The sequence below is a fragment of the Mycolicibacterium sp. 624 genome, from assembly GCF_040548615.1.
Classification (GTDB): Bacteria; Actinomycetota; Actinomycetes; order Mycobacteriales; family Mycobacteriaceae; genus Mycobacterium.
In genome coordinates this window covers 155,854-176,881 of sequence record NZ_JBEPRZ010000004.1, presented here as the reverse complement: position 1 = coordinate 176,881, position 21,028 = coordinate 155,854, and the positions used below count along the sequence as shown (strand labels likewise).

Genomic DNA, 21,028 nt, shown 5'->3' with positions numbered 1-21,028 from the left:
CTCACGTTCGTCTCACAGCAGTCCGCGGGCAGCAAGATTTCGCATCAGATCTGCGATACCGAAGGTCCATCGTTCGCAGACATCGCTCGTGCGAACCCGGTTGACGAGTGTTCCCAGACGGCTGGCGCTGATCGCCACGATGTCGTCGACATGATGTGTGAAACCCTCCCCCTCGGCGCCGCGGTCCTGCACAGGGGCGAACATGGTGCCGAGGAACAGCACCGCGCCGTCCGGATACTGATGGGTGCTCCCCATCATCTGAAGCACGAGATCCTCAGGGTCACGGCTGATCTGGCTCATCGATGAGGTGGCCTGCAGCGTGAACTCGTCAACGCCGCGGACATCGAGGCGCACCACCGTCTCACGCACGTCCTCCAGCGAGAAGGTGTCGTCGAACAGACGAATGAACGGGCCCAGCGCTGCGGAGGCGTTGTTGTCCTTGGCTTTCGAGAGCAGCAGTGCCGAACGGCCCTCGAAATCACGGAGGTTGACGTCGTTGCCGAGAGTCGCACCGACGATGCGCCCGCTCGACGACACGAGCAGCACCACCTCGGGCTCGGGGTTGTTCCACGCCGACCCGGGATGGACCCCCACGTCCATGGCCGTGCCGACGGTGGACATCGGTGAGGCCTTGGTGAAGATCTCGGCGTCGGGCCCGAGACCCACCTCGAGGTACTGGCTCCAGGTCCCGGCGGCGACCATGACCTCCTTCAGCCGGGCCGCCTCGGGCGAGCCGGGCTGAAGCTCAGCGAGATCACCACCGATGAGATCGGCCATCTCGGCGCGCATCTGGGCAGCGCGGGTGGAGTCGCCACCGCAGCGTTCCTCGATGACCCGCTCGACCATCGACACGACGAAGGTCACGCCGGCGGCCTTGATGGTTTGCAGGTCGACCGGACTGAGCAGGCGCACGCCCGCCGTCGAGCGGTGATCGACCGGCGTTCCGGCAAGGATGTCTGCAATGGTGCCGAGCACACGACCCTCAGCGATCTTGACTGCGGCCGCGGGGTTTGGGTGCTCAGCGAGGTCTCGAACGGTGGCGAAGACACCGCTGATGTCGACCACATCACCACCGCGAACGGTGACCACGCAAGGGCCGTCGGGTCCGGAGACGCGTCCGACGAGGGTGGCGCGATCATGGTCGAACGGAAGGCACGTCTGCGAGGCCGGGGGCCAGGCGGTCAGCGACACGGAAGCGTGGTCGGTGGTGGCTGCGGCGGTGGTCATCGATCTCCTTGAGACGTTCGGTGTAGTCGCGTCAACTCCGCGGCGAGCAGGCGGGCGTCGCAGTGGCCGAGTACGGCCTCACGAACGCATTCGCTGGCACTGCGCTGGAAGGCGACGGCGCCGTCGAAGCGCGGCCGGACCCAGGCGTCGTCGATGGTGTCCCATGTTCGCGAGTAAAAGCCCGTTGATGCCTTGTCCACGAGGGGATCTCGCCACGCCGCAGTCGCCGACGGCTGGCCGGCGTGCTGTGGGATGAACGTGCGCTGGGTCGCATCGTCTAGCAGCCAGCGCAGATGTTGGACGAGACCGTCATCGGGACGGCATCGACTGCTGATGGCGACGCCGGTCCCGCCGAGGACCGAGCCCCGTCGTCCGCCGCGTCCCTTGGGCGCGTCGGCGAACTGCAGCGGTCTCGGTTGACCTGTCAGCGCGTAGTTGACGTAGCCATAGACGTGCGGGCAGTAGACCGGTCCGCCCGGCTGCGACATCTGCTCCAACACGACGATCGGGTTGTGCAATGGGGGCGGTGGCCGGTGCGGGTCGATGAAGGCACCGATCGTCTGCAGCCCCTCGCCCACCGCCTCGACCGTCAAGAACTCGTCACCTTGGCCTGGTTCCTCGCCATTGGCCAAGGCGATCGAGCACAGAGTCAGGAACAGGTGGGGCCCGCTGGTCGGCAGCACGGTGTCGACGTCCCGTGCGAGCGCGACCGCATCGGACCACGTGGTGGGGATGTCGATGGCCGGATCAGCGGCGACCGAGACCTGCGTGGCCGCATCCAGCGGCAACGCCCACGACCTGTCGTCCATCTGATACGAGGCGAACGACTCCCCCACCGTGCCGTGTCTCCACCTGTCCAGATCGGCTGAGGTGAAGACCTCCTCGAGTGGTAACAGTGCTCCGCACCCAAGCGCCTCGCCGAGGTGCGGGTGGTCCAGCACCAGCAGGTCGTAGCGGGCGGCGTTGTCACATATGGGCGCCGACTCGAAACCCTCGAGCGACTGTGTCTCCCAGACGATCTCGCATCTCGGCGCCTCAGCCTCCATGACCGCCCGGCGCAGGGCCTCCGCGCCGCGCGGGTGATCCCATGTCAGGCCTCGGTAGGTACCCGTCATCGGCGAAGCCCCGGCGGGAGGAACTCCTCTGGCATGTTCTGGAACGCCACTGGCCGAGCGAACCGTTGAGCTGCAGCGGTTCCCACCGACGTGGTCGTTGGCGCCGTGGTGGCCGGCCAGGGTCCGCCATGCTGCTGCGCGTCGCTCACGGTGACGCCGGTCGGCCACTGGTTGTAGATCACGCGACCGGCTAGGGAGGACATGGCCTCGATGAGGCGCGGCGCATCCGGATCGAGCGCGGCGGCGCCCTGGATTGTCGCGGTCAGGGCACCCTTGATCACCGCGAGCACGTCGACGGCCTGGGCGATGTCTCGGTAGCCCACGAGCACCGAAGCGGGTCCGAACATCTCGGTGGTGACGATCGCGGGATCTGCGAGTACTGCGTCGGCATCGGTTCCCAGGATCGTGGCGGCCGGCGAGTTCGCCTCCCGGGGGCCGGTGAGCAGGACCTTCACCGCCGGGTTGCCGCCGATCTCGTGCAGCGTCTGATCGAATCCGCGCGCGATGCGCTCATCGAGCATCGGATGCACCGGTTGCAGAGCCACCTTGTCGGCGAAGGCATCGCGATCGGGGACGAGGACGACACCGGGTTTGGTGCAGAATTGTCCGCAACCCATCGTGAAGGACGCCGTGAAGCCGTCGACGATGTCGTCCGCGCGTTCATTCCACGCCGCGGGGGTGACCACGACCGGATTCGTGCTTCCGAGCTCGCCGTAGAACGGGATCGGGTCGGGCCGCGACGCCGCGAGGTCGTACAGCGCCCGTCCACCGGCCTCCGAGCCGGTGAACCCGGCGGCCCTGATCCGAACGTCCTGGACCGCGCGGATACCGTCCTCGCGGTCGTGGATCGTCCCGAACATGCCCTCGGGGGCCCCAGCGGAAGCCAGTGCCGCAGTCACGATGTCAGCGGTGGCGCGCGCCAGCCTCGGGTGTGCGTCATGGGTTTTGACCACTACCGGACATCCGACGGCCAGAGCGCTGACGGTGTCTCCGCCTGCGACGGAGAACGCGAACGGGAAGTTACTCGCCGCGAAGACCAGGACCGGTCCGATCGGGACGTAGCCGCGACGCAGGTCGGGTCGCGGACCCATCGGCCAGTCGGGATCGGCTGCGTCGACACGCACCTCGAGCAGGTCACCGGATTCGACGCGGTCGGCGAACAGTCGAGCCTGAAACGTGGTGCGGGTGACTTCACCGCGCAGCCGCGGCTCGGGCAGGTGCGTCTCCTCGGCAGCGATCGTCACGAGCGTGTCACTTTGGGCGTCAAGCGCATCGGAGATGGCGCGCAACCAAGCAGCGCGTTCGGCAGCGCTCGCGCGTGCCGCCGGAATCCGGGCTGCGTGGGCCGCTTCGAGAATCTCGTCCAGGGTGTTCATGTCATCTCCTCGGGGTTGCGCCGGTCTACGGCCACAATGTGATGGCACGCCAGCACCGTCTTGCCGTGCTGATTCGTGCCGGTGTAGGCCTTGGTGACCAAACCGATGTTCGGATTTCGCTTATGCGGGCTGACGTCGATGACCTCGGCGGTGGCAACGACGGTGTCACCCGCCAGCACAGGAGCGGGGAAGCGAACGCGGTCGTAGCCGTACGCAACCAATCGCGGATTGCGTTCCATGGTCAGGCCGACGACGACGGCGAAGCTGAGCACACCGTGCGCCAGCAGACCACCGAAGCGGTCCGTCGCGAACTCCGCGTCGGTGTGCGCGGGGTGGTCGTCGTGAGAGAGGCGCGCGAAGTCGGCGATGTCACTCGCCGTGATAACCGCCGATCCCCCCTCCTCGACCTGTCCGACTGCGTAGTCCTCGAACCAGCGTTCCTGAAACGAATCCCGCGTCGCGGTGCCGGTCATGACTGCGCCTGCAGCCGTCTGCTGCTCGCACCATCAGCGACGTGGTTGAAGCGGTCCACGTCATTCTGGTTGGCATCGGAGCGGTAGTTCTTGGACAGATACACCGAGATAAACGCGACCACCGCCATGAAGACCATCCACACGGCGACCGGCCACCAGCTGTCCGTGGCGGCGACCACCGCGGTGGCGACCAATGGAGTGGTGCCGCCCAACGCCGCCCCACTGACCTCGCGCGCGAAAGCCACTCCGGAGTACCGCTTTGCCGGGGGGAACAACTCGGCGAGGAACGCCGCCTGTGCGGCATAGCAGGTCGCGACGGCGCCGACGAAGCAGATCGACAGTGCCAGCACGATGAGCACGGTCTGGCCGGTGTCGATGAGCAGGAACATCGGAAATGCCCAGACTGCACCGAATGAGCAGCCGAACAGGAACAGCCGTCGGCGACCGATCCTGTCGCCGACACGGCCGAAGATCGGCATGAATATCGCGCCGGCTGTGAGCATCGCCGCGTTGATTCCGAGTGCCAAGGACGCCGCGATCGCGAGATCGTTCGTCAGATAGCTCAACGCCCACACCTGCGGCACATAGGAGAAGCCCGACAACATGAAGTTCGACCCCAGCGCTACGGCCAGACGCCCCTTCTCTGTTCGCAGGAGGGACACCAGCGGTAGGGATTCGATCTGGTCGGATTTCGAGGTCTCCTCGAAACTCTGCGTCTCCTCGACACTGCGACGGATGTAGAGGCTCACAGCCAGCATCGCGATACTGGCCAGGAAGGGGATGCGCCAACCCCACGTCTCGAAGTTGTCGCCCGTGAGCCACAGCGAGAGCTGCATGGCGCCGAGACCGAGCGCGGAGCCCAGCCAGACGCCACCGCCGGACCAGGATGCGTAGAACCCTCGGTGCGTGGGCGGTGAGGACTCGGAGGACAGCACGATCGCGCCCGCGTACTCGGCTCCGGCACCCAGGCCCTGCAGCACCCGCAGGACGACCAGGAGCACGGGAGCGGCCAGCCCGATGCTCGCATAGCTGGGCAGCAGACCGATCAACGCAGTGGATACACCCATGAGTGCGAGCGTGAAGATCATGACCGGTTTGCGGCCGACCTTGTCGCCGAGGTGGCCGAAGATGATGCCACCGAACGGTCGCGCGAAGTATCCGACAGCGAAAGTGGCGAAGGCTGCGAGAAGGCCGGCGGTGGGGTTCTCCGCGGAGAAGAAGTAGGACTTGAAGATCAGCGCAGCGGCCGCACCGTAGAGAGCGAAGTCGTACCACTCGATGAGGCTGCCCACCGCGGAGGCGGACGCGGCACGGCGTGCATCCGCGTGTGAGGGAGTTTGTGTGCTCATGACAGTCCTAGCCGGCGTTGGGAGTGGTTGAGGGCGTCAGCTCGGGCGCGGTGAGCACGGCGTCGCGGTGGATTACACCGTCGCGCTCGAACTCATCAATGTCGTTGCCGCTGTAGCCGAGTTCGTTCAGCACCTCATGAGTGTGCTGACCGTTCAGCGGAGCAGGTCGGTAGATCTCCTGCGGCTGTTTGGCGAGCCGGAAGGCGAATCCGGGTGTTTTCACATGGCCTTCCGTGGGGTGGTCGTATTCGACGAACGATCCGTTGTGCCGCACCTGTGGGTCGTCGACGACCTGGGTGTAGTCGTACACCGGTCCGACCCACACGCCAGCAGCACCGAGGACTTCGAGCCAGTGTTCGGTTGTGTTCTTCAACAGGTTCTCAGTCACCAACGCGGAGATGGCATCTCGATGGGTGAAGCCGTCACGCTCGGCGTCGAACGCGTCGAACCTCGGATCATCGAAAACGCTTGCCAGCACGTCCATCTCGGCGAAGGAGAGTGCGATGAAGTCATCGGAGGTGGCGAAGACCCCGTATGGGGCGCGAATGTAGCTGTGCGCATGGATCTCGTCGCCGGGCGTCTGAGCGACGCCACCGACTGTGGCGACGCTGAGTTCCTGCATCTGCGCCGCGATGATGGCGTCGAGCATGTTGACCTCGACCAGTTGGCCCTCACCGGTGCGTTGGCGATGAAACAACGCGGCCAAGGCACCCTCAAACGCCGAGTAGGCGGTGAACGCATCAGCGAGGAAGAAGGGCCCCGGGCGCGGGGGCTCGTCGCCACGACGCGCACTCGCCAGGCCACCACTCATGGCCTGCAGGAGGACGTCCTGGCCCGGACGGTTCGCGTACGGGCCGGTCTGGCCGTAGCCGGACATGCTCACATAGATCAGCTTCGGGTTGATCGCACTCAAGGTCTCATAGTCAACGCCCAATCGGTCAGCGACACCTGGCCGGTAGTTCTGCAAGAAGATGTCGGCAGTCTCGACCAGCTTGGTGAGGACTCGCCGACCGGCCGGGTCCTTGAGGTTCAGTGACAGCGATCGCTTGTTGCGGTTCAAGGACAGGAACGAGGCGTTGACGGTGTTGCCCCGGGCTCCACCGGCGGACACGTGACGCTGCCACTCGCCCGTGACCGGTTCCACCTTGATAACGTCCGCGCCCAGGTCAGCCAGCTTCTGGGCGGCGAACGGTCCGGCCATCGCGATAGACACGTCGATCACGCGGACACCTTCCAAGACCTTCACGTTTGTACTCCTCAATGCTGCTGGCCGCGATGGCCGGGTTGTGTGGTGCCGGTTACGTTAGCGCTAACGTTAGCGCTAACACAACAGATTCTGCCGAATTGGGGTTAGCGCTCACCCACTCGCCGCGCGTCGCCCTCGGTGTCAGGGCCGGCGCGGTAACCTGACGTCAGCGAAGACGGGCTAGGCAGACGGGTGTCGACAGTGAACGAGCCGAACGGCCCTGTCCGGCGGCGGCGGTCTCGCGGGTCTTTCAAGAGCGTGACGATGGCCGATGTGAGCCTGGCCGCCGGAGTATCGATGCAGACCGTCTCGCGGGCACTGAGCCGACCAGATTCCGTCACCGAAGAGACCCTCGAGCGGATAACCAAGGCCGTGGCAGACACCGGCTACGTCCCCAACCTCGCCGCAAGCCACCTGGCATCGAACCGCAGTCGTACCGTCGCGGCGATCCTGCCGGTCATCTCGACGTCCGTCTTCTCGGATACGTTGCGATCCGCGACCACGCGCTTGGCGCCGCACGGATACCAGCTCGTCGTCGGATACACCGACTATCACCCCGAGCGTGAAGAAGAGCTGGTCCGCAGCTTCATTCAGCGCCGGCCCGACGGTTTCTTCATCGTCGGCACGCGGCACACGCCTGGCACCACCCGCCTGCTGAAGAGTTACGGCCACCCCGTCGTCGAGACCTGGGATTGGAACGACTCGCCGACCGACACATTGGTCGGATTCTCGAATCGAAATGCCCTCGCGGACATGGTGCGACACCTCGTCAACCAGGGACACCGACGCATGGCCTTCGCCGGGGTGATCACCGGCGGTGACGAACGGGCACAGCGCCGCCTGGAGGGTTTCCAAGACGCAGTCGCAGAGCTGTTGCCCGACGAGCCGATTCGCGTGGTGGACCTGCCCGGCGAGCCGATCGCGATGGACACCGGGGTGCGGCTGCTGAAACTGGCACTGGAGAAACACCCGGAGATCACCGCCCTGGTGTTCCCCACCGACGTATTCGCATCGGCAGCGGTGCTGGCCGCACCAGACCTGGGCGTGGATGTGCCCGGACGTCTCGCGATCACCGGATTCGGCGACTTCGAGATGGCCCGTCACCTGCGTCCCGCGCTGACCACGGTGGCCGTCGACAGCCTGCAGATCGGTTCTCGCGCTGCCGATCTCCTGCTGGCGCGAATGCTAGATCAGCCGATTGCCGAGCCGTGCGTCGACATCGGATATCGTATCGAGGTTCGACAGAGCGCATAGGCGCCGTCGCTCGCTAGGTGACGGAGGTCCGCATGCACGCCGAGGGCCAGCCGTCGCCAGCCGCGCCTCCCCCGCCCTCACCCCACGGCAGTGTCGACTACATACGCGGCATGGAGCGTCTGCTGCGCGCCGTCCAGGAGCTGTCGCTGGCGCGCAGCCTGCCCGACGTCCAGCGCATCGTCCGCACCGCAGCGCGTGAACTCACCGGCTGCGACGGCGCCACGTTCGTTCTGCGAGACGACGACATGTGCTTCTACGCCGACGAGGACGCGATCGCCCCGCTGTGGAAGGGCAACCGCTTCCCCATGGACATCTGCATCAGCGGTTGGGCGATGCTCAACCGCGACGCGGCAGTGATCCCGGACATCTACCGCGACGCGCGCATCCCGCACGCCGCCTACCGCCCGACGTTCGTCAAGAGCCTCGTGATGGTCCCGATCCGCAAGCTCGATCCGGTCGGAGCCATCGGCACCTACTGGGCGCACGAGCGTCAGCCGTCCGAGCAGGACGTCTCGTTGCTGCAGGCGCTCGCCGACTCGACGTCGATCGCGATGGAGAACATTCAGGTCCACGCCGAACTCGAGCAGCGGGTCCGCGATCGCACCGCCGAGCTAGAAGCGGCCAACGAGGAGATTCAGCAGCTGCTCGTGACCGACCTCTTGACCGGGGTCAACAATCGCCGCGGCTTCTACCTACTGGCTGGGCCTGCACTGCACGCGGCGCGCCGCGATGGCCGAAACTGCATACTCGCCTTCATCGACGTCGACGGACTCAAGCGGGTCAACGACGAGAAGGGGCACTCCGTCGGCGATGCCCTGCTCACCGATGTCGCCCAGGTACTGCACGCCACGGTACGTCAGTCCGACATCCTGGCCCGCATGGGCGGTGATGAATTCTGTGTGCTGGTAACCGATCCCGAGGCGGATCCCGGCGTGCTGAGAAGGCAACTTCTGGACGCCCTTAGCGGATTCAACGCGATGGAGACTCGTCCCTACCGCCTGTCCACCAGCATTGGTCTGATGCGGGTGCCTGCGACCGACACCAGCACCGTGGACGAACTGCTCGCGCGCGCCGACGCGCTGATGTACGAGGAGAAGCGGACCAGGGTCACGCCCTGCCCCAGCCCCGCCCATGTTCGGGGCTGTGCCGACCTGTCAGCATCGGGACACCTCGAATTCAGCTGAACGGCAAGGTCGCGCGCCAGAGGGACGGCGGGTGCTCGACCTGGCAGAGGGTCAGCCTGCTTACCGACCCGCCTCATCCAGGGCAGCCTTGACATCCGCTTGAGTCACCGCCAGGAAGGTGGCCAACTCGTCACCGGTCATGACGGTGGTGGTGAAGTGATTGCGTTCCGCAATCTGCTTCCAGGTGGGTGACTCCACCATCTCACCGAGTGCCTTCTGCCAGTACCGAACGGCGTCCTCTGCCATGTCCGGCGGGCCGTAGAGGCCGCGCCAGTTCGAGAGTGTGACGTCGAGTCCCTGCTCCCGAGCGGTCGGAGCGTTCAGGCCAGGCACCCGGTCCTCGCTCAGGACACCAAGTGCGGTAAGGCTTCCCGGCTTCAACTGGTCGATGAACTCACTGACTCCGCCGACGGCAACGCTGATATCGCCGTTGAGAAGCGCGACGCTCTGATCACCGCCACCCTCGAAGCTGACGTAGTTGACCGATGACGGGTCACCGCCCGCCGCCAACACCAGCAGGTCGAACGGGGCCTCATCGTCGTGTGCGGCGCCGACCGCGACCCGGTCGGGGTCCGACTTGATCGCGGCCATGAGGTCATCGAGGCTCTTGAACGGCGAGTCGGGACCAGCGACGACAACGAAGTACTCCGTGATCAGCCGGGCGATCATGGTGACGTCGTGATATCCGTACTTGGACTTGCCGCGAAGCTCGTTCATCATCATGGCCAGCGATGTGACCGAGACCTGGTCGTCGTCACCCTTGTACTGCTCCACCATGGTGGCCAGGAAATCCCCACCGCTGTTGCCCGGCTTATTCTCCACCGGGAGCGGCACATTGACGATCTTCTCCTTCTGCAGGGCGTCGACGACCGAGCGAATAGTGATGTCGAATCCACTCCCGGGGGTGGCTCCCGCCGTCATCGTCACCGGTCCTGCGGGATAGTTCTCTGCGACGGAGGCGGGCCCGGACTGCTGGCACCCCGTCAGGATGAGCGACGCAGCCAGTACGGCGCCAATCGCGGACTTGATCATCACCAGATCTGTACACCATTCCGGTGCCAGTGGCCCGGTGGCGCGCTCACGGCTCGACCACGTTCCTACACACCGATCCGGGGTAACCCTGTTGCGTCACCGCGCAACGAGGACGAAACGCACAGCCCACAGACAAGCGCCACCGAAGAGGAGACACCATGCGCGCAACACTCATGTACGAAGCCGGCGACGTTCGCGTCGAGAACGTGCCCGACCCAACCATCAAGCACGCAACCGATGCACTGGTGCGGATCACCACGTCCTGCATCTGCGGCAGCGATCTGCACACCTACCACTCGATGTCCGCCGCGGACGGGCCTGTCCAGATGGGCCACGAGTTCATCGGCATCGTCGAGGACGTCGGCTCGGATGTCAGCACCCTGCAGCGAGGGGACCTGGTCGTGTCACCGTTCGCGATCTCGGACAACGTGTGCGAGTTCTGCCGTGAGAGCCTGCAGACCTCCTGCTCGCACCCCGAGGCCAACTTCTGGGACGGCATCCCCGATGAGGGTGGTCAGGCCGAGGCTGTGCGGGTGCCGCTGGCCGACGGCACTCTGGTGAAGCTGCCCGTCGCGCCCGACTCGGCGCTGATGCCCTCACTGCTGACCCTCGCAGACGTCCTCGGCACCGGTCACCACGCCGCCAGGATGGGCGGGGTCGCGCCGGGACGGCGGGTGGCGGTGATCGGTGACGGCGCCGTGGGCCTCCTCGCGGTGTTGTCGGCCAAACGCCTCGGCGCCGAACAGATCATCCTCATGGGCCGTCACACCGAGCGCACCGACCTCGGTCGTGCGTTCGGCGCCACCGATGTCGTCGCCGAGCGCGGTGAGGAGGGTGTCGCGAAGGTCCGAGAACTGACCGGTGGTGACGGTTGCCATGCCGTCCTTGAGGCCGTCGGCTACATGCCGGCCTACGAGCAGGCCCTCGGCGTCGTGCGCCGTGGCGGCGCGATCAGCCGCGTCGGCGTACCGCAGTACGAGGACGCTCCGATCGGGTTCGGCAGCCTGTTCCGTCACAACATCCGCCTCGCCGGCGGCCCGGCCCCCGTGCGTGCCTACATCGAGGAGCTGATGCCCGACATCCTCGACGGCACCATCGAACCCGGCAGGGTCTTCGACGCCACCACTGATCTCGACGGCGTCCCCGCCGGATACAAGGACATGGACGACCGCAGGAGTCTCAAGGTCCTGATCCGGCCGTAGCGGCGGCGTTCACCACCAGTTGGTGGCTTCCGAGAGCTGGCGTGCCAGCTCGTCGGTCAACGTCTGCACGTAGGTCGACGTCAGGTGGTGCGCATCGTGATACACCAGCACGTTGCCTTCGGCCGCCCGGCAGAAGTCGGGTCCGCACACCGCATCGCTGAGATCGAGCGGCAGGATGCCCGGATACCGGCCGAGGTAGTCCAACGTGGGGTTGTAGCTTGCCAGGACCTCCGAGCGTGGGAGACCGCAGCTCTCCGGGTCGCCGCCATTGGCGAGGCAGTCAACCGGCGAGAACACCACGCCATCCTGGTACATCCACGGCGTGTCCCGAATCCCCAGGATGGCAATGTCGTTCGCTGCCAGCGTGTCCCAGATGCCGAGGTAGCTATCGGGCACGAAGTCCCCCGGTGCGTCAGGCAGCGGACGCGTCGTGGTGGTGAACACGAAGTCCGGTCGATCGGCCACCAGGCTGGACATCACCGAGTCCACCCAGTCACGACAACCCGGGTAGGGGTCATTGGACACGCTCACCCGCGGGAGCTCGTCGGTGGTCAGCGGACAGCCCATCTTCAGGTAGGTCACGATCTTGAAACCGTGCTGCTGGCCGAGCCGGTTCAGTGCGGTGAGCCAATGCTCGGAGTGCGAGCCGCCGACCAGGGCGATGGTCCGCGTCGCTCGCGAGTTCCCGTACGCACACTTGATGACCGCCGTATTGCCGAAATCGCTGATACAGCCGTCGACTATGGTCGCCGGCAGATCGTCGGCGGCCTCCAGCACAGTCGGTCGCATCGGCAGCTTCGGCACTCTCAGGCCCTCGACCAGAGCGCGCCCACCGGGGTAGTCGACTGCCGAGAGGTTGAGCAGCTCTGCGCCATTGGCGCGGACCGTGTTCGTGACTTGGCGCCAGCCCACCGAGCCGACGGCGACGACAACCGCGAGAAGCACGACCACCCATGCCGTTGCGATCGCCGGTACTCGCGAGCGCTGCGCTGAGGGCGGTGCCACGCGCAGCGGCCGCTCGACAAGCTGATGCGTCAGATAGGCCAGCGCCGTCGACAGGAGGATGACCGCTGTCCCGTCGGTCAGGTCGGCGCTGTCCTTCTCGGCGTAGACGAGCCAGAGGATCAACAACGGCCAGTGCCAGAGGTAGAGCGCATAGGCCATTGCGCCGAGACCGACCAGGGGCGTCGCGTGCAGCACGCGGTTCGGCCAGGGGAACCGAACGGTGTCGCCGAGGTTTGCTGCGCTGCAGATGATCAGGACGGCCGCCGCGACGGGGATCAATGCCAGCGGGCCCGGATACTGCTCGGCACCGTCGACGAGGAGACTCACCGTCACGATCGCCGTGAGACCGGCCGCTGCCACACCGACGCGAAGCCATCCGGGCCAGCGCACGTGCGCGACGACCGCAGCCGCGATGACCCCGGCCAACGGCTCCCACACGCGCGCGAAGCTGTCGTAGTACGCCAACGTCTGATCGGCTTGGTGACTGACGGCGGCGTACCCGAACGATGCGACTGCCGCGACGACAACCACCGCGACAAGGGTGGCGCGTCTGCGGTGGGTCGGTACCGCGAGAGTTATCAGCCACGTGACGACAAGTATCGCGGCGAGGAACTGACCCAGCACCGATACCGCCCACAGGTGCTGTAGCGGACTCACGACCTCGCTGGCGCGGGCGTATGTCCCCGCTGAGTGCGCCAGCTGCCAGTTCTGGATGAAACCGAACGTCGAGAGGCTGTGGTCGGCGAAGGTCTCCCACCGCGTTCGTGGCTGAAGCCACACCGTCAGCGCGCCGCTGACAGCCACCACCACGACGAGTGCGGGCAGCAGGCGACGCGCGAGCCTCGTGAACGCGCTCCGAAGCAGCACGCCGGGGTTGTCCTGCGTTGCGATCCGCAGCAGTCGCGCACCCACGAAGAACCCGAAGAGCACCAGGAGCACGTCGACGCCGGCGGACACCTGGCCAGACCAGACCCCGAACACGACAACCAGGGCAACCGCGAGCCCGCCCAGTCCGTTGAGGTCTCCGCGCACCGAAGGAGGCGTGAGCCGCGTGGCGGCAGATGTCAGTTGCTCGGTCTGCAAGGTCGCTATCCAGGATTGTGGGGTTACCGACCGCCTGCACGGCGTCGGCGCTCGATTTTCGTCCCGCAGTTTAACGGCGACGGGACGTCGCGGTTACCTCGACTAGTGTTAGGACACGGCGATACGGCGCGCGGCCTCTACCAGTGCGTCCGCCGCGCGCCCCGACTTCTTGAGTTCCGCCGACGTGGCCGACTGATGCGTGTACGCCACCTTCGACTTCAGGTTCAACAGAGTACGGAGATGCTTCTGCCTCATTTTGGTTCTCTCCCGCGGCGTACATACCAAGTCGCGCACCGCAAATCACGTCAGCCGCCGCGATGCCTGCGTTCACCAGCAGCGACACTTCTGTCACCGATCACCTCGCTCACCTGGCTCGCCCACTCGGCGTCTGGCGTGTCGATGTCTCTCACCAAGAACAGATCCAGGTCGCTCTCCGCGGTCATCATGCCGCGAACCGCCGAACCGAACACCGCGGCGTACACCGGCGGGTACTCCCACCCGCTGAGGTGTTCCTCAAGTAGAGACAGGAACGTACTGAAGAGCTTTGCCAGCGCCACAATCGGTCCTGCTGCCAAATGCAGGGTGTTCAACCGGTACGCGTACGCAGGACCGATGCGTTCCCTCAACACGACGCCTTGTAGCACCAATCTGGCGAGCACCTTCCGGATACCCTCCTCCGAGAAGGAGTTCAGGACGCGGTGAATCTGCCCAGTGGTGAACGTGGCGTCGTGTGTTGCCAGGACAGCAAGGACGTCACCATCGAGCGTCGGCGTGACGGTCGCGAGCGGACGGTTCAATTCCATGTCGCACCGCCGCCCCCACTAGAGTTGAGTCACCCCAACTACAGCGGGAGTGGGTTGTCCCCGGCGCGGTTAGGACCAGGCGCCCGCCGCTCGACGCAGGGCGTCGAGCACCTCGCACTCCACAGGCCAGATCCTAGGCAATTCCGCCGACAAGCTCAGGCGAGACGACTCAGCTGTGGCTGATTGGTCACCTTCCCCTGCGCCGCGGTACCGATAGGTTTGCATCGGCTGCCCGGCGCTTGGTTCTCGCGAGCAATTGCGTGATCCGCTCCTGGTCGGGATGGCCGTCGTATGCGTCCAGCCAGCAGGCGATCTCGGCTGCCAGGACGTCGGGTATCGCAGTCCCCGTTGCCGCAGTTGCCTGGAGTGCTTCTCCGATGGCTCGGCGGTAATGACGGCAGCCCAGATGTACGTAGGCGCCGGACAGGGCTCGTTCCGGTAGCTGATCTTTCAGCGTGTCGACCAGCAGCCACCCCAGCCGGTCAGGCAACATTGAATCGGCATCGCGCTGAACCGAATGCTGCATCGGCGCTGATTCGTCGTCGAGATGCCGCATGGCACATCCTCTCGGGGCAGTAGATCGCGCGGACCACGTGGCTCCCGCGTACGGAACGGGCGCGCTGCATGCCGAACTTCGCCCACCAGAACGGCAGCCCAGCACCGGTGCTCGTCATTGCACCGTGCGCACCAGCGGGGGCTGCGTCGATGCCGATGCCGATGCCGACCGCACTCGTCCACTCTCTGATGCCGCCTCGGGCAGGAGTGACCAACGGTGAAGGGCTACCCAAGCGGCATCGTCACCGGGGCGAATGACTGCCGTTCCGTTCTGAAACCTGTTGTTCCACAGTGTGTGTGCCACCACGCGGACGACCGAGAGGCCATCCGCGCCGGGGTCGACACCCGTAGAGGTGATGGTGACGGCCGTGCGTCCGACCGAAACGTGCCAGGCTGGGTGCTCGGCCACCGCGACTTCCTCGGGCGGTTCGTGAAGTCCACGGAGATCGCGGGCGATGTGGGTTGGGCGTTGACCGTGCCTGGCATGCACGGCGTCGCTGGCACTGCTGGCGCCGGTCAGCACCAGCATGCTCGGCAGCCCTGCGGCATCGGCGCCAGCGATGTCGGTGTCGAGGCGGTCGCCAATGACTAGCGGAGACGTGAAGTTCCCGCGCGAGAGGGCATTTGCGATGATGGCCGACATGGGCTTGCCGGCGACTTGCGGCGCACGTTCCACAGCACTCACCAGCGCAGCGACCATCGAACCATTTCCTGGAACCAGACCGCGTTCCGACGGAAGCGTGGCGTCCAGGTTCGTAACGATCCACGGGACGCCTCCACGGATCGCGAGTGCGGCCTCGCACAGCTGTCCCCACCCGGTCAACGGTGAGTGTCCTTGGACGACCGCGGCGGGCGAGTCTCTGAATTTCCGGACGGGCGTCAAGCCGACTGCCCTGACCTCGGCCGCGAGCGCCTCGGTCCCCAACACCAGAACCTTTGCTCCGGCATTCAGTTGCTCCGCCAGAAGTCGGGCAGCACTCTGGGCGCTGGTAACGACATCCCCGCTGTTGGCAGAGATGCCCAGTTCGCAAAGGTGGGCTGCGACCTCGGAGGGTGTACTCGATGCGTTGTTGGTGACGAACAGCGCGCAGGTGTCAATACTGCTCAACGTATCTACGGCGCCGTCGATGGCCGCGTGGCCTCGATATAGCGTGCCATCGAGATCTAGTAGCAGACAGTCATGTCGTTGAACCAGGGTCTTCACCTGTTGCGCTCCAATCACCGACGAAGCCGTGGGCCACCCGCTAAGACGAAATACACTGGGAGCAAATCATTCTGAACTGGCATCGACACTTTGACCCAGGGTAAGCGATGCCTAGTCCGTGGTCGCCGGATGATCGTGCGGTGCAAGCGTCTGCACCGCACGATCACCCGATCGCGCCGACCTCGCCTGGTGCGCAGCACCAGATCGCGGCAGCGCCCGGCCCATTACGGTGCGATCGAGTACCGCGGTTTGCTTCCCGGTGCTCCGGTCAGAAGATCGCCAATGCGATCGAGTGGAACCGGTTCCGCGACCAGATCTGTCCACGGAAAACGCCCATTGGACCGCTGGAGGAAGTCCAGCGCCTGGATCAGGTGCCGCGGCTCGTAGTTGTGCACGCCGCGGAACGACAGGTGTCGTCGCACAACAGATTCCGGATCCACCGCGATATCACCATCAGGAGCAACGGAGCCCGCGAAGATCGCGACCCCGCCGACATCGAGCTTGCCGATGCCCTCCTGCAGCGCTGCGGCCTTGCCCGATAGTTCGATCAGGACGTCGCATTGCTCGACTTCGCCGATGGACGCCACGACGGTGGTGGCACCGAATTGCTTTGCCATTTCCCGGCGTTCGGCGGCAGGGTCGACGGCGGTCACCGACGAGGCATCAGCGTCCGCCGCGGCCGCCAGTGCCGTGAGCCCTAGCATGCCCGCTCCGATGACGACGAGGCGCTTCCCCGCGATGGGCATGGCGCGTTCGATCACGGCCATCACGGTTGCCGTGGCACAGGCCGCCGGCGCGGCGAGGGCGTCGCTCACGTCGTCGTCGACCACGGCGACCGGCATGCCACGGGGCAGAAGCACGTGCTCGGCGTACCCGCCGGACAGTGCCCAGCTGGAGTCGTACGCCTCGTGGCCCGCCTTGCGGACGGTGCGGCACTTGGCCGTCACGCCCGCGACACAACGGTCACAGGTTCCGCACGGCAGCGTCTCCGACCAGATCACGCGCTGGCCGACGTGGAGTTGCTGCCCATCCACCGACTGCAATTCGTCGTCGCCTCCGAACGCCACGATGTGCCCGACGGTCTCGTGCCCGAGGATGGAGGGGCACGGTTGGGCCCGTCGCCCGCTCACCGTGTGGCGATCGCTACCGCACACGGTGGCGAGAGTTACCCGCACCAGCACCTCCCCTGGCTCGAGCGGGGGCACCGGGACCGATTCGAGAGAGACGTCGTCGCCGCCGCGCCAGATCGCTGCGAGGGTGTGCTCCACCCGGCCCGAGGTACTGGTTTCCTGTAGCTGATCGGTCATGACGTCTTCGCCCAGGCCTGACGCACACCGATGAGGCCGGGGATATCGGCGACCGAGGGCAGCAGGTGGGTGTGCGGGTGCGCGCTGAGCTCCTCCTTGTCGCTGGCGCCCGAGAGGACCCCGACGACGAAGCCGGCTCCAGCGTTCGTGCCCGACTCCAGGTCGCGCGGGGTGTCGCCCGCCACCAGCACCTTGGCGACGTCCTGCACGTTCAGCCGTTCCATCGCCCGAAAGATCATGTACGGCGCGGGGCGGCCCGCTGGGACGTCGCTACCGCAGAAGACGGCGTCGGCCACGGCGTCACCCTCCCAGCCGAGGGCGGACAGCAACGAGTTGACGACGTCACGGTCGAATCCGGTGCTCAGGGCGACCCGAATACCGGCGGCGCGGAGATCGGCGAGAGCCTGCTCCACTCCCGGAAGCGCGACTGGCGGACGTTCGGCGTAAGCGGCCTTCAGTCGGGACCGGAAGTCGTCGACGATCGGATTCAGGACGTCTTCACTGAGGGGCTCCTCGCCCTCCGGGGTCAGCATGACCCGCAGTGCCTCGCGCTTGGCGGCTCCGTGCCACTTGTTGATATCGGCCTGGGTCGGCGATCCGCCGTGAGCGACAACCGTCTCCTCCAGCACGCGGTACACGGCCAGACCCTCGTCGATGGTCGTGCCTGCCATATCCAATACGACGAGCTCGGGCTGCACTGTCTTGCTACTCATGCGGTCTTCCTTTCTAGGGTTTCGCGTTGCGGACCAGGGTGGAACGCACGTCGAGGTTGTTGTCCAGGGTGAAGCTGACGATGTCCGGCAGATACCGGTCGTCGTGAAACTCGACGAGCTCGCCGTCAGCGGCGCGCGTCGAGCGCTGTTGGCGAAGAAGTGGAGAGCCCTGCGCGACTCCGAGATGCGTTGCATCGACCGGGTCGGCACCCACCGCGTCGATGACATGGGAGGCTGTCGCCAACCTGACGCCACGCGATTGCAGGTATGCCCACATCGACCCCGAGTCGCAGTCGAAGTCGAACAACAAACGGCCGACGTGTTCGACGAACGTTCCGCGTTCGAGCATGGCGGGCTCACCGTCGAGGTAGCGCAGCCTCAACACCCGTACCACGGGTCGGCCTTTGTCGATGTTGAGGTTTGCAGCGTCCGCCTCGTCGGCTGGGCGCAACGACAGCTCGAGAGTGCGCTGACCAGGCACGCGTCCGATCGAGCCCGCCCACGCCGAGTACGAGAGCAGGGTGTCGAAGGACTGGCCAACCGCCGTCGAGCAGACCACCGGCGGCTTACCTGCCCCACCGGTGATAACCCCCTCTGCCCGCAATGTGGCAAGAGCCTGACGCACCGGACCACGCGATGACTTCCACTGACCACACAGTTGCGACTCCGACGGCAAGGGCGCTCCGACGGCTAGTTCGCCGATGCGCACGCGCTCTCGAATGTCGTGCGCGATCTTGACGTGCATTGCCTCTGTCACAGACCTGACCATACAAGTCGACTAACTGGCAATCAACGGTTGTGACCATTGAAAATGTTGATAGTAGCCATATTTCACGCCTATGCAGAGCCAGGAGATCGCCGATTCCATTGCCAATCTCGGCAAAATCGGACAAGCTGTCATTACAGGTGAAGCACACACCGACGTGACGAGGTCGCCATGGAACTCAACTCCCACCGGCTGTGGGTCTTCTTGCAGGTCGTCGAGTGCGGAGGATTCTCCGCGGCCGCCAGCAAGTTGTTCATGAGCCAACCGTCGGTATCGCAGCACGTCCGTCAACTGGAGGCGACCGTCGACGCGACCCTCATCGACCGTTCCGGCGGGCGAGCCACGGCGACCGCAGAGGGAGAGGTGCTCGCCGAGTATGCGAAGCGATTGCTTCTGCTCGGGGAGGAGGCCATCTCTGCCGTGCGGCAGGTCCAGGGCTTGAGCCGTGGATACCTGCGGCTGGGCGGCACCACGACGGTCGGCACTTACCTGCTCCCCCACCTTCTCGGCCGGTTTCAGCATCTGCATCCCGACATCGAGTGCGGTCTATACGTCGGTAACGTCGAACAACTCACGGCCCGACTGGTGGCCGGCGAGGTTGGGCTTGGCGTCTTCGTCGGTGAGCCGCAGAGCACCTCTCTGCACACCGAACAGATAATGCTGGACCTCGCCGTCATGGTGGTCGCCCCCGATCACCCACTCGCGGACAAACGAGTCGCCGCGAAGGAGCTGTCGGAACAGCGGTTCATCTTGCGGGAGCAAGGCTCGGGAACGCGCTCGCTGCAGTCCGAGGCGCTCGACGATTGGCAACTGCACGACGTCGCTTCGACCGAGATGTGGGGTACCGAGACCGTTAAACAGGCGGTGCGTGCAGGCCTAGGCATTTCACTGTTGTCCGAGCACACTGTGCGACAGGAACTCGAGCAAGGAATTCTTGCCGCCGTCGAGGTGCATCCGCCGCCTTCTGGACGCCCCATCGTGGCCGCCTATCGCCGGGAGCGGGTACTCGCCCCGAGCGAGAACGCGTTTCTCGGCGACCTTCGAAACCTCAACGCGTGGCCAAGCGCACTGCTGTCGAACCGCGCGGGGCCGATGCGCGTGCCCCTGTCCGTCTCCGGTACCTGAGCAGAGCAATAGTTTCCGCATCCTCCGAAACGCATTGTCCCTCAATGTATGTGAGTGTTTCACCTGAGTTCATGCAGTGGCCGCTCATGTGGGTGAAGAAGCAGAATCGCTTCGGTGAAGGCGTCGGGGTTTTCCTGAGGAAGGCCGTGGCCGCCGTCCACCAGGCGGTGGGCAACGAGCCGGGTGAAGTGATCTTCGTGGGACCCAGATACCGGCCGCGGCCCAAGGCCGTCGTGCTTGGTGTCGAGGACCACCGTCGGAACGGGTACGACAGGTTCCGTGGCGATGACTTCTTCGGTCTGCTGATAGCACGGATCACCGTCGACCAGCCCGTAACGGTGGCGATAGCTGTGGACCACGACGTCGACGAAGTCTGGGTTGTCGAACGACTCCGCGGTGGCCATCAAGGTTTCATCGGTGAACGACCACCGCGGAGACCACTGCTGCCACAACAACTTCGCGTACTCGGCACGGTACTGCTCCAAGCCCCGTCGCCCGCGCTCGCCGTGCAGGTAGTACTGATACCAGTAGATCGCTTCCCGCTCAGGCACCGCCGGTCTGGCCGCTGCGGCGATGTTCTGGACGTTGTAGCCGTCCACCGTCACCAGTCCTGCCACCGTGTCCGGCCACAGCGCCGACACGAGACACGCAGCGCGACCGCCCCAATCGAAGCCGCCCACGATCGGACCATCCAGAGCCAACGCGTCGATGAACTCGCGTAGATCGTGAGCCAATGCAGCCTGTTGGCCGGAGCGCACGGTCGTCTCGTCGACGAATCGCGTTGGGCCGTAGCCGCGCAGATAGGGCACCACGACGTCGGCGCCGGATTCGACGAGCGGCCCCACCACCTTGTCATAACACCTCGGCGCATAGGGGAACCCGTGTAGCAGCACCACCGGCCATCCTCGTCGATCGCCGTGCCGTTCATAGGCGACGTCAAGCACCCCGGCGCGGACGGTCTCTACGGGAACGCGTATGCCAGTTTCGAACTCGTCTTTCACAGGCCCTC

At 65.5% G+C, this 21,028-nt stretch carries 19 protein-coding genes; 4 read left to right on the top strand and 15 right to left on the bottom strand.

Annotated elements, in window-relative coordinates; translation table 11 throughout:
• Positions 1-12: 12 nt before the first annotated feature.
• From ABIA65_RS17380 to ABIA65_RS17355, 6 genes are read right to left on the bottom strand one after another with little or no spacing between them, the layout of a single operon-like run.
• Positions 13-1,227, bottom strand: a complete 1,215-nt coding sequence (locus tag ABIA65_RS17380) for a fumarylacetoacetate hydrolase family protein (RefSeq protein WP_354524333.1) — start codon at positions 1,225-1,227, stop codon at positions 13-15.
• A complete protein-coding gene (locus ABIA65_RS17375) occupies positions 1,224-2,342 on the bottom strand; it encodes a hypothetical protein (RefSeq protein ID WP_354524332.1) in 1,119 nt (372 codons plus the stop codon). Before ABIA65_RS17375 ends, ABIA65_RS17380 begins: the two co-directional genes overlap by 4 nt.
• Entirely contained in the window at positions 2,339-3,718 is a 1,380-nt protein-coding gene (locus ABIA65_RS17370; RefSeq protein WP_354524331.1) for an aldehyde dehydrogenase (NADP(+)), read from the bottom strand. Before ABIA65_RS17370 ends, ABIA65_RS17375 begins: the two co-directional genes overlap by 4 nt.
• Positions 3,715-4,191, bottom strand: a complete 477-nt coding sequence (locus tag ABIA65_RS17365; RefSeq protein WP_241400346.1) for a MaoC family dehydratase — start codon at positions 4,189-4,191, stop codon at positions 3,715-3,717. The genes ABIA65_RS17370 and ABIA65_RS17365 overlap by 4 nt, the downstream gene beginning before the upstream one ends.
• Positions 4,188-5,540, bottom strand: a complete 1,353-nt coding sequence (locus ABIA65_RS17360; RefSeq protein WP_354524330.1) for an MFS transporter — start codon at positions 5,538-5,540, stop codon at positions 4,188-4,190. Before ABIA65_RS17360 ends, ABIA65_RS17365 begins: the two co-directional genes overlap by 4 nt.
• 7 nt (positions 5,541-5,547) lie before the next feature.
• Complete coding sequence (locus tag ABIA65_RS17355; RefSeq protein ID WP_354524329.1) at positions 5,548-6,786, bottom strand: CaiB/BaiF CoA transferase family protein; 1,239 nt, start codon at positions 6,784-6,786, stop codon at positions 5,548-5,550.
• Positions 6,787-7,050: 264 nt separating this feature from the next.
• Here ABIA65_RS17355 and ABIA65_RS17350 point away from each other — a divergent pair, with 264 nt between their 5' ends.
• Together ABIA65_RS17350 and ABIA65_RS17345 are read left to right on the top strand one after the other, a co-directional pair.
• Positions 7,051-8,040, top strand: a complete 990-nt coding sequence (locus tag ABIA65_RS17350) for a LacI family DNA-binding transcriptional regulator (RefSeq protein ID WP_354524328.1) — start codon at positions 7,051-7,053, stop codon at positions 8,038-8,040.
• 32 nt (positions 8,041-8,072) lie between these two features.
• A complete protein-coding gene (locus ABIA65_RS17345) occupies positions 8,073-9,224 on the top strand; it encodes a GGDEF domain-containing protein (protein WP_354524327.1) in 1,152 nt (383 codons plus the stop codon).
• A 60-nt stretch (positions 9,225-9,284) separates the two neighbouring features.
• Here ABIA65_RS17345 and ABIA65_RS17340 read toward each other — a convergent pair whose 3' ends face one another.
• Complete coding sequence (locus tag ABIA65_RS17340; protein ID WP_354524326.1) at positions 9,285-10,256, bottom strand: Bug family tripartite tricarboxylate transporter substrate binding protein; 972 nt, start codon at positions 10,254-10,256, stop codon at positions 9,285-9,287.
• Positions 10,257-10,414: 158 nt separating this feature from the next.
• On the opposite strand from ABIA65_RS17340, the gene ABIA65_RS17335 reads away from it, so the two are divergent.
• The gene (locus ABIA65_RS17335; RefSeq protein ID WP_354524325.1) at positions 10,415-11,458 is read left to right on the top strand and encodes a zinc-binding dehydrogenase; all 1,044 of its coding nucleotides are present in this window, start codon (positions 10,415-10,417) and stop codon (positions 11,456-11,458) included.
• A 9-nt stretch (positions 11,459-11,467) separates the two neighbouring features.
• Here the strand turns inward: ABIA65_RS17335 and ABIA65_RS17330 are convergent, their stop codons facing one another.
• The 7 genes from ABIA65_RS17330 to ABIA65_RS17300 all read right to left on the bottom strand — a co-directional run bounded on the left by ABIA65_RS17330 (position 11,468) and on the right by ABIA65_RS17300 (position 18,885).
• The gene (locus tag ABIA65_RS17330) at positions 11,468-13,546 is read right to left on the bottom strand and encodes an acyltransferase family protein (protein WP_354524324.1); all 2,079 of its coding nucleotides are present in this window, start codon (positions 13,544-13,546) and stop codon (positions 11,468-11,470) included.
• A gap of 305 nt (positions 13,547-13,851) precedes the next feature.
• Entirely contained in the window at positions 13,852-14,349 is a 498-nt protein-coding gene (locus ABIA65_RS17325; RefSeq protein ID WP_354524323.1) for a nucleotidyltransferase domain-containing protein, read from the bottom strand.
• 187 nt (positions 14,350-14,536) lie between these two features.
• Positions 14,537-14,905 (bottom strand): hypothetical protein, encoded by a 369-nt coding sequence (locus ABIA65_RS17320; RefSeq protein ID WP_354524322.1) that lies wholly within the window; start codon positions 14,903-14,905, stop codon positions 14,537-14,539.
• A 114-nt stretch (positions 14,906-15,019) separates the two neighbouring features.
• On the bottom strand, positions 15,020-16,108 hold the full coding sequence (locus ABIA65_RS17315) for an HAD-IIA family hydrolase (RefSeq protein ID WP_354524321.1): 1,089 nt from the start codon (positions 16,106-16,108) through the stop codon (positions 15,020-15,022).
• 224 nt (positions 16,109-16,332) lie between these two features.
• Entirely contained in the window at positions 16,333-17,415 is a 1,083-nt protein-coding gene (locus tag ABIA65_RS17310) for a zinc-binding dehydrogenase (protein WP_354524320.1), read from the bottom strand.
• Entirely contained in the window at positions 17,412-18,128 is a 717-nt protein-coding gene (locus tag ABIA65_RS17305) for a phosphonatase-like hydrolase (protein ID WP_354524319.1), read from the bottom strand. Before ABIA65_RS17305 ends, ABIA65_RS17310 begins: the two co-directional genes overlap by 4 nt.
• A gap of 13 nt (positions 18,129-18,141) precedes the next feature.
• A complete protein-coding gene (locus ABIA65_RS17300) occupies positions 18,142-18,885 on the bottom strand; it encodes a GntR family transcriptional regulator (RefSeq protein ID WP_354524318.1) in 744 nt (247 codons plus the stop codon).
• Positions 18,886-19,065: 180 nt separating this feature from the next.
• On the opposite strand from ABIA65_RS17300, the gene ABIA65_RS17295 reads away from it, so the two are divergent.
• On the top strand, positions 19,066-20,019 hold the full coding sequence (locus tag ABIA65_RS17295; protein ID WP_354524317.1) for a LysR substrate-binding domain-containing protein: 954 nt from the start codon (positions 19,066-19,068) through the stop codon (positions 20,017-20,019).
• Between the two features lie 59 nt (positions 20,020-20,078).
• Here the strand turns inward: ABIA65_RS17295 and ABIA65_RS17290 are convergent, their stop codons facing one another.
• Positions 20,079-21,020 (bottom strand): alpha/beta fold hydrolase, encoded by a 942-nt coding sequence (locus tag ABIA65_RS17290; protein ID WP_354524316.1) that lies wholly within the window; start codon positions 21,018-21,020, stop codon positions 20,079-20,081.
• Between the last annotated feature and the right edge of the window lie 8 nt (positions 21,021-21,028).

Excerpts from the sequence above, each read along its gene's own strand:
- ABIA65_RS17380 (WP_354524333.1), bottom strand. The coding sequence starts at position 1,227 with ATGACCACCGCCGCAGCCACCACCGACCACGCTTCCGTGTCGCTGACC.
- ABIA65_RS17375 (WP_354524332.1), bottom strand. The coding sequence starts at position 2,342 with ATGACGGGTACCTACCGAGGCCTGACATGGGATCACCCGCGCGGCGCG.
- ABIA65_RS17370 (WP_354524331.1), bottom strand. The coding sequence starts at position 3,718 with ATGAACACCCTGGACGAGATTCTCGAAGCGGCCCACGCAGCCCGGATT.
- ABIA65_RS17365 (WP_241400346.1), bottom strand. The coding sequence starts at position 4,191 with ATGACCGGCACCGCGACGCGGGATTCGTTTCAGGAACGCTGGTTCGAG.
- ABIA65_RS17360 (WP_354524330.1), bottom strand. The coding sequence starts at position 5,540 with ATGAGCACACAAACTCCCTCACACGCGGATGCACGCCGTGCCGCGTCC.
- ABIA65_RS17350 (WP_354524328.1), top strand. The coding sequence starts at position 7,051 with ATGGCCGATGTGAGCCTGGCCGCCGGAGTATCGATGCAGACCGTCTCG.
- ABIA65_RS17345 (WP_354524327.1), top strand. The coding sequence starts at position 8,073 with ATGCACGCCGAGGGCCAGCCGTCGCCAGCCGCGCCTCCCCCGCCCTCA.
- ABIA65_RS17340 (WP_354524326.1), bottom strand. The coding sequence starts at position 10,256 with ATGATCAAGTCCGCGATTGGCGCCGTACTGGCTGCGTCGCTCATCCTG.
- ABIA65_RS17335 (WP_354524325.1), top strand. The coding sequence starts at position 10,415 with ATGCGCGCAACACTCATGTACGAAGCCGGCGACGTTCGCGTCGAGAAC.
- ABIA65_RS17325 (WP_354524323.1), bottom strand. The coding sequence starts at position 14,349 with ATGGAATTGAACCGTCCGCTCGCGACCGTCACGCCGACGCTCGATGGT.
- ABIA65_RS17320 (WP_354524322.1), bottom strand. The coding sequence starts at position 14,905 with ATGCGGCATCTCGACGACGAATCAGCGCCGATGCAGCATTCGGTTCAG.
- ABIA65_RS17310 (WP_354524320.1), bottom strand. The coding sequence starts at position 17,415 with ATGACCGATCAGCTACAGGAAACCAGTACCTCGGGCCGGGTGGAGCAC.
- ABIA65_RS17305 (WP_354524319.1), bottom strand. The coding sequence starts at position 18,128 with ATGAGTAGCAAGACAGTGCAGCCCGAGCTCGTCGTATTGGATATGGCA.
- ABIA65_RS17295 (WP_354524317.1), top strand. The coding sequence starts at position 19,066 with ATGGAACTCAACTCCCACCGGCTGTGGGTCTTCTTGCAGGTCGTCGAG.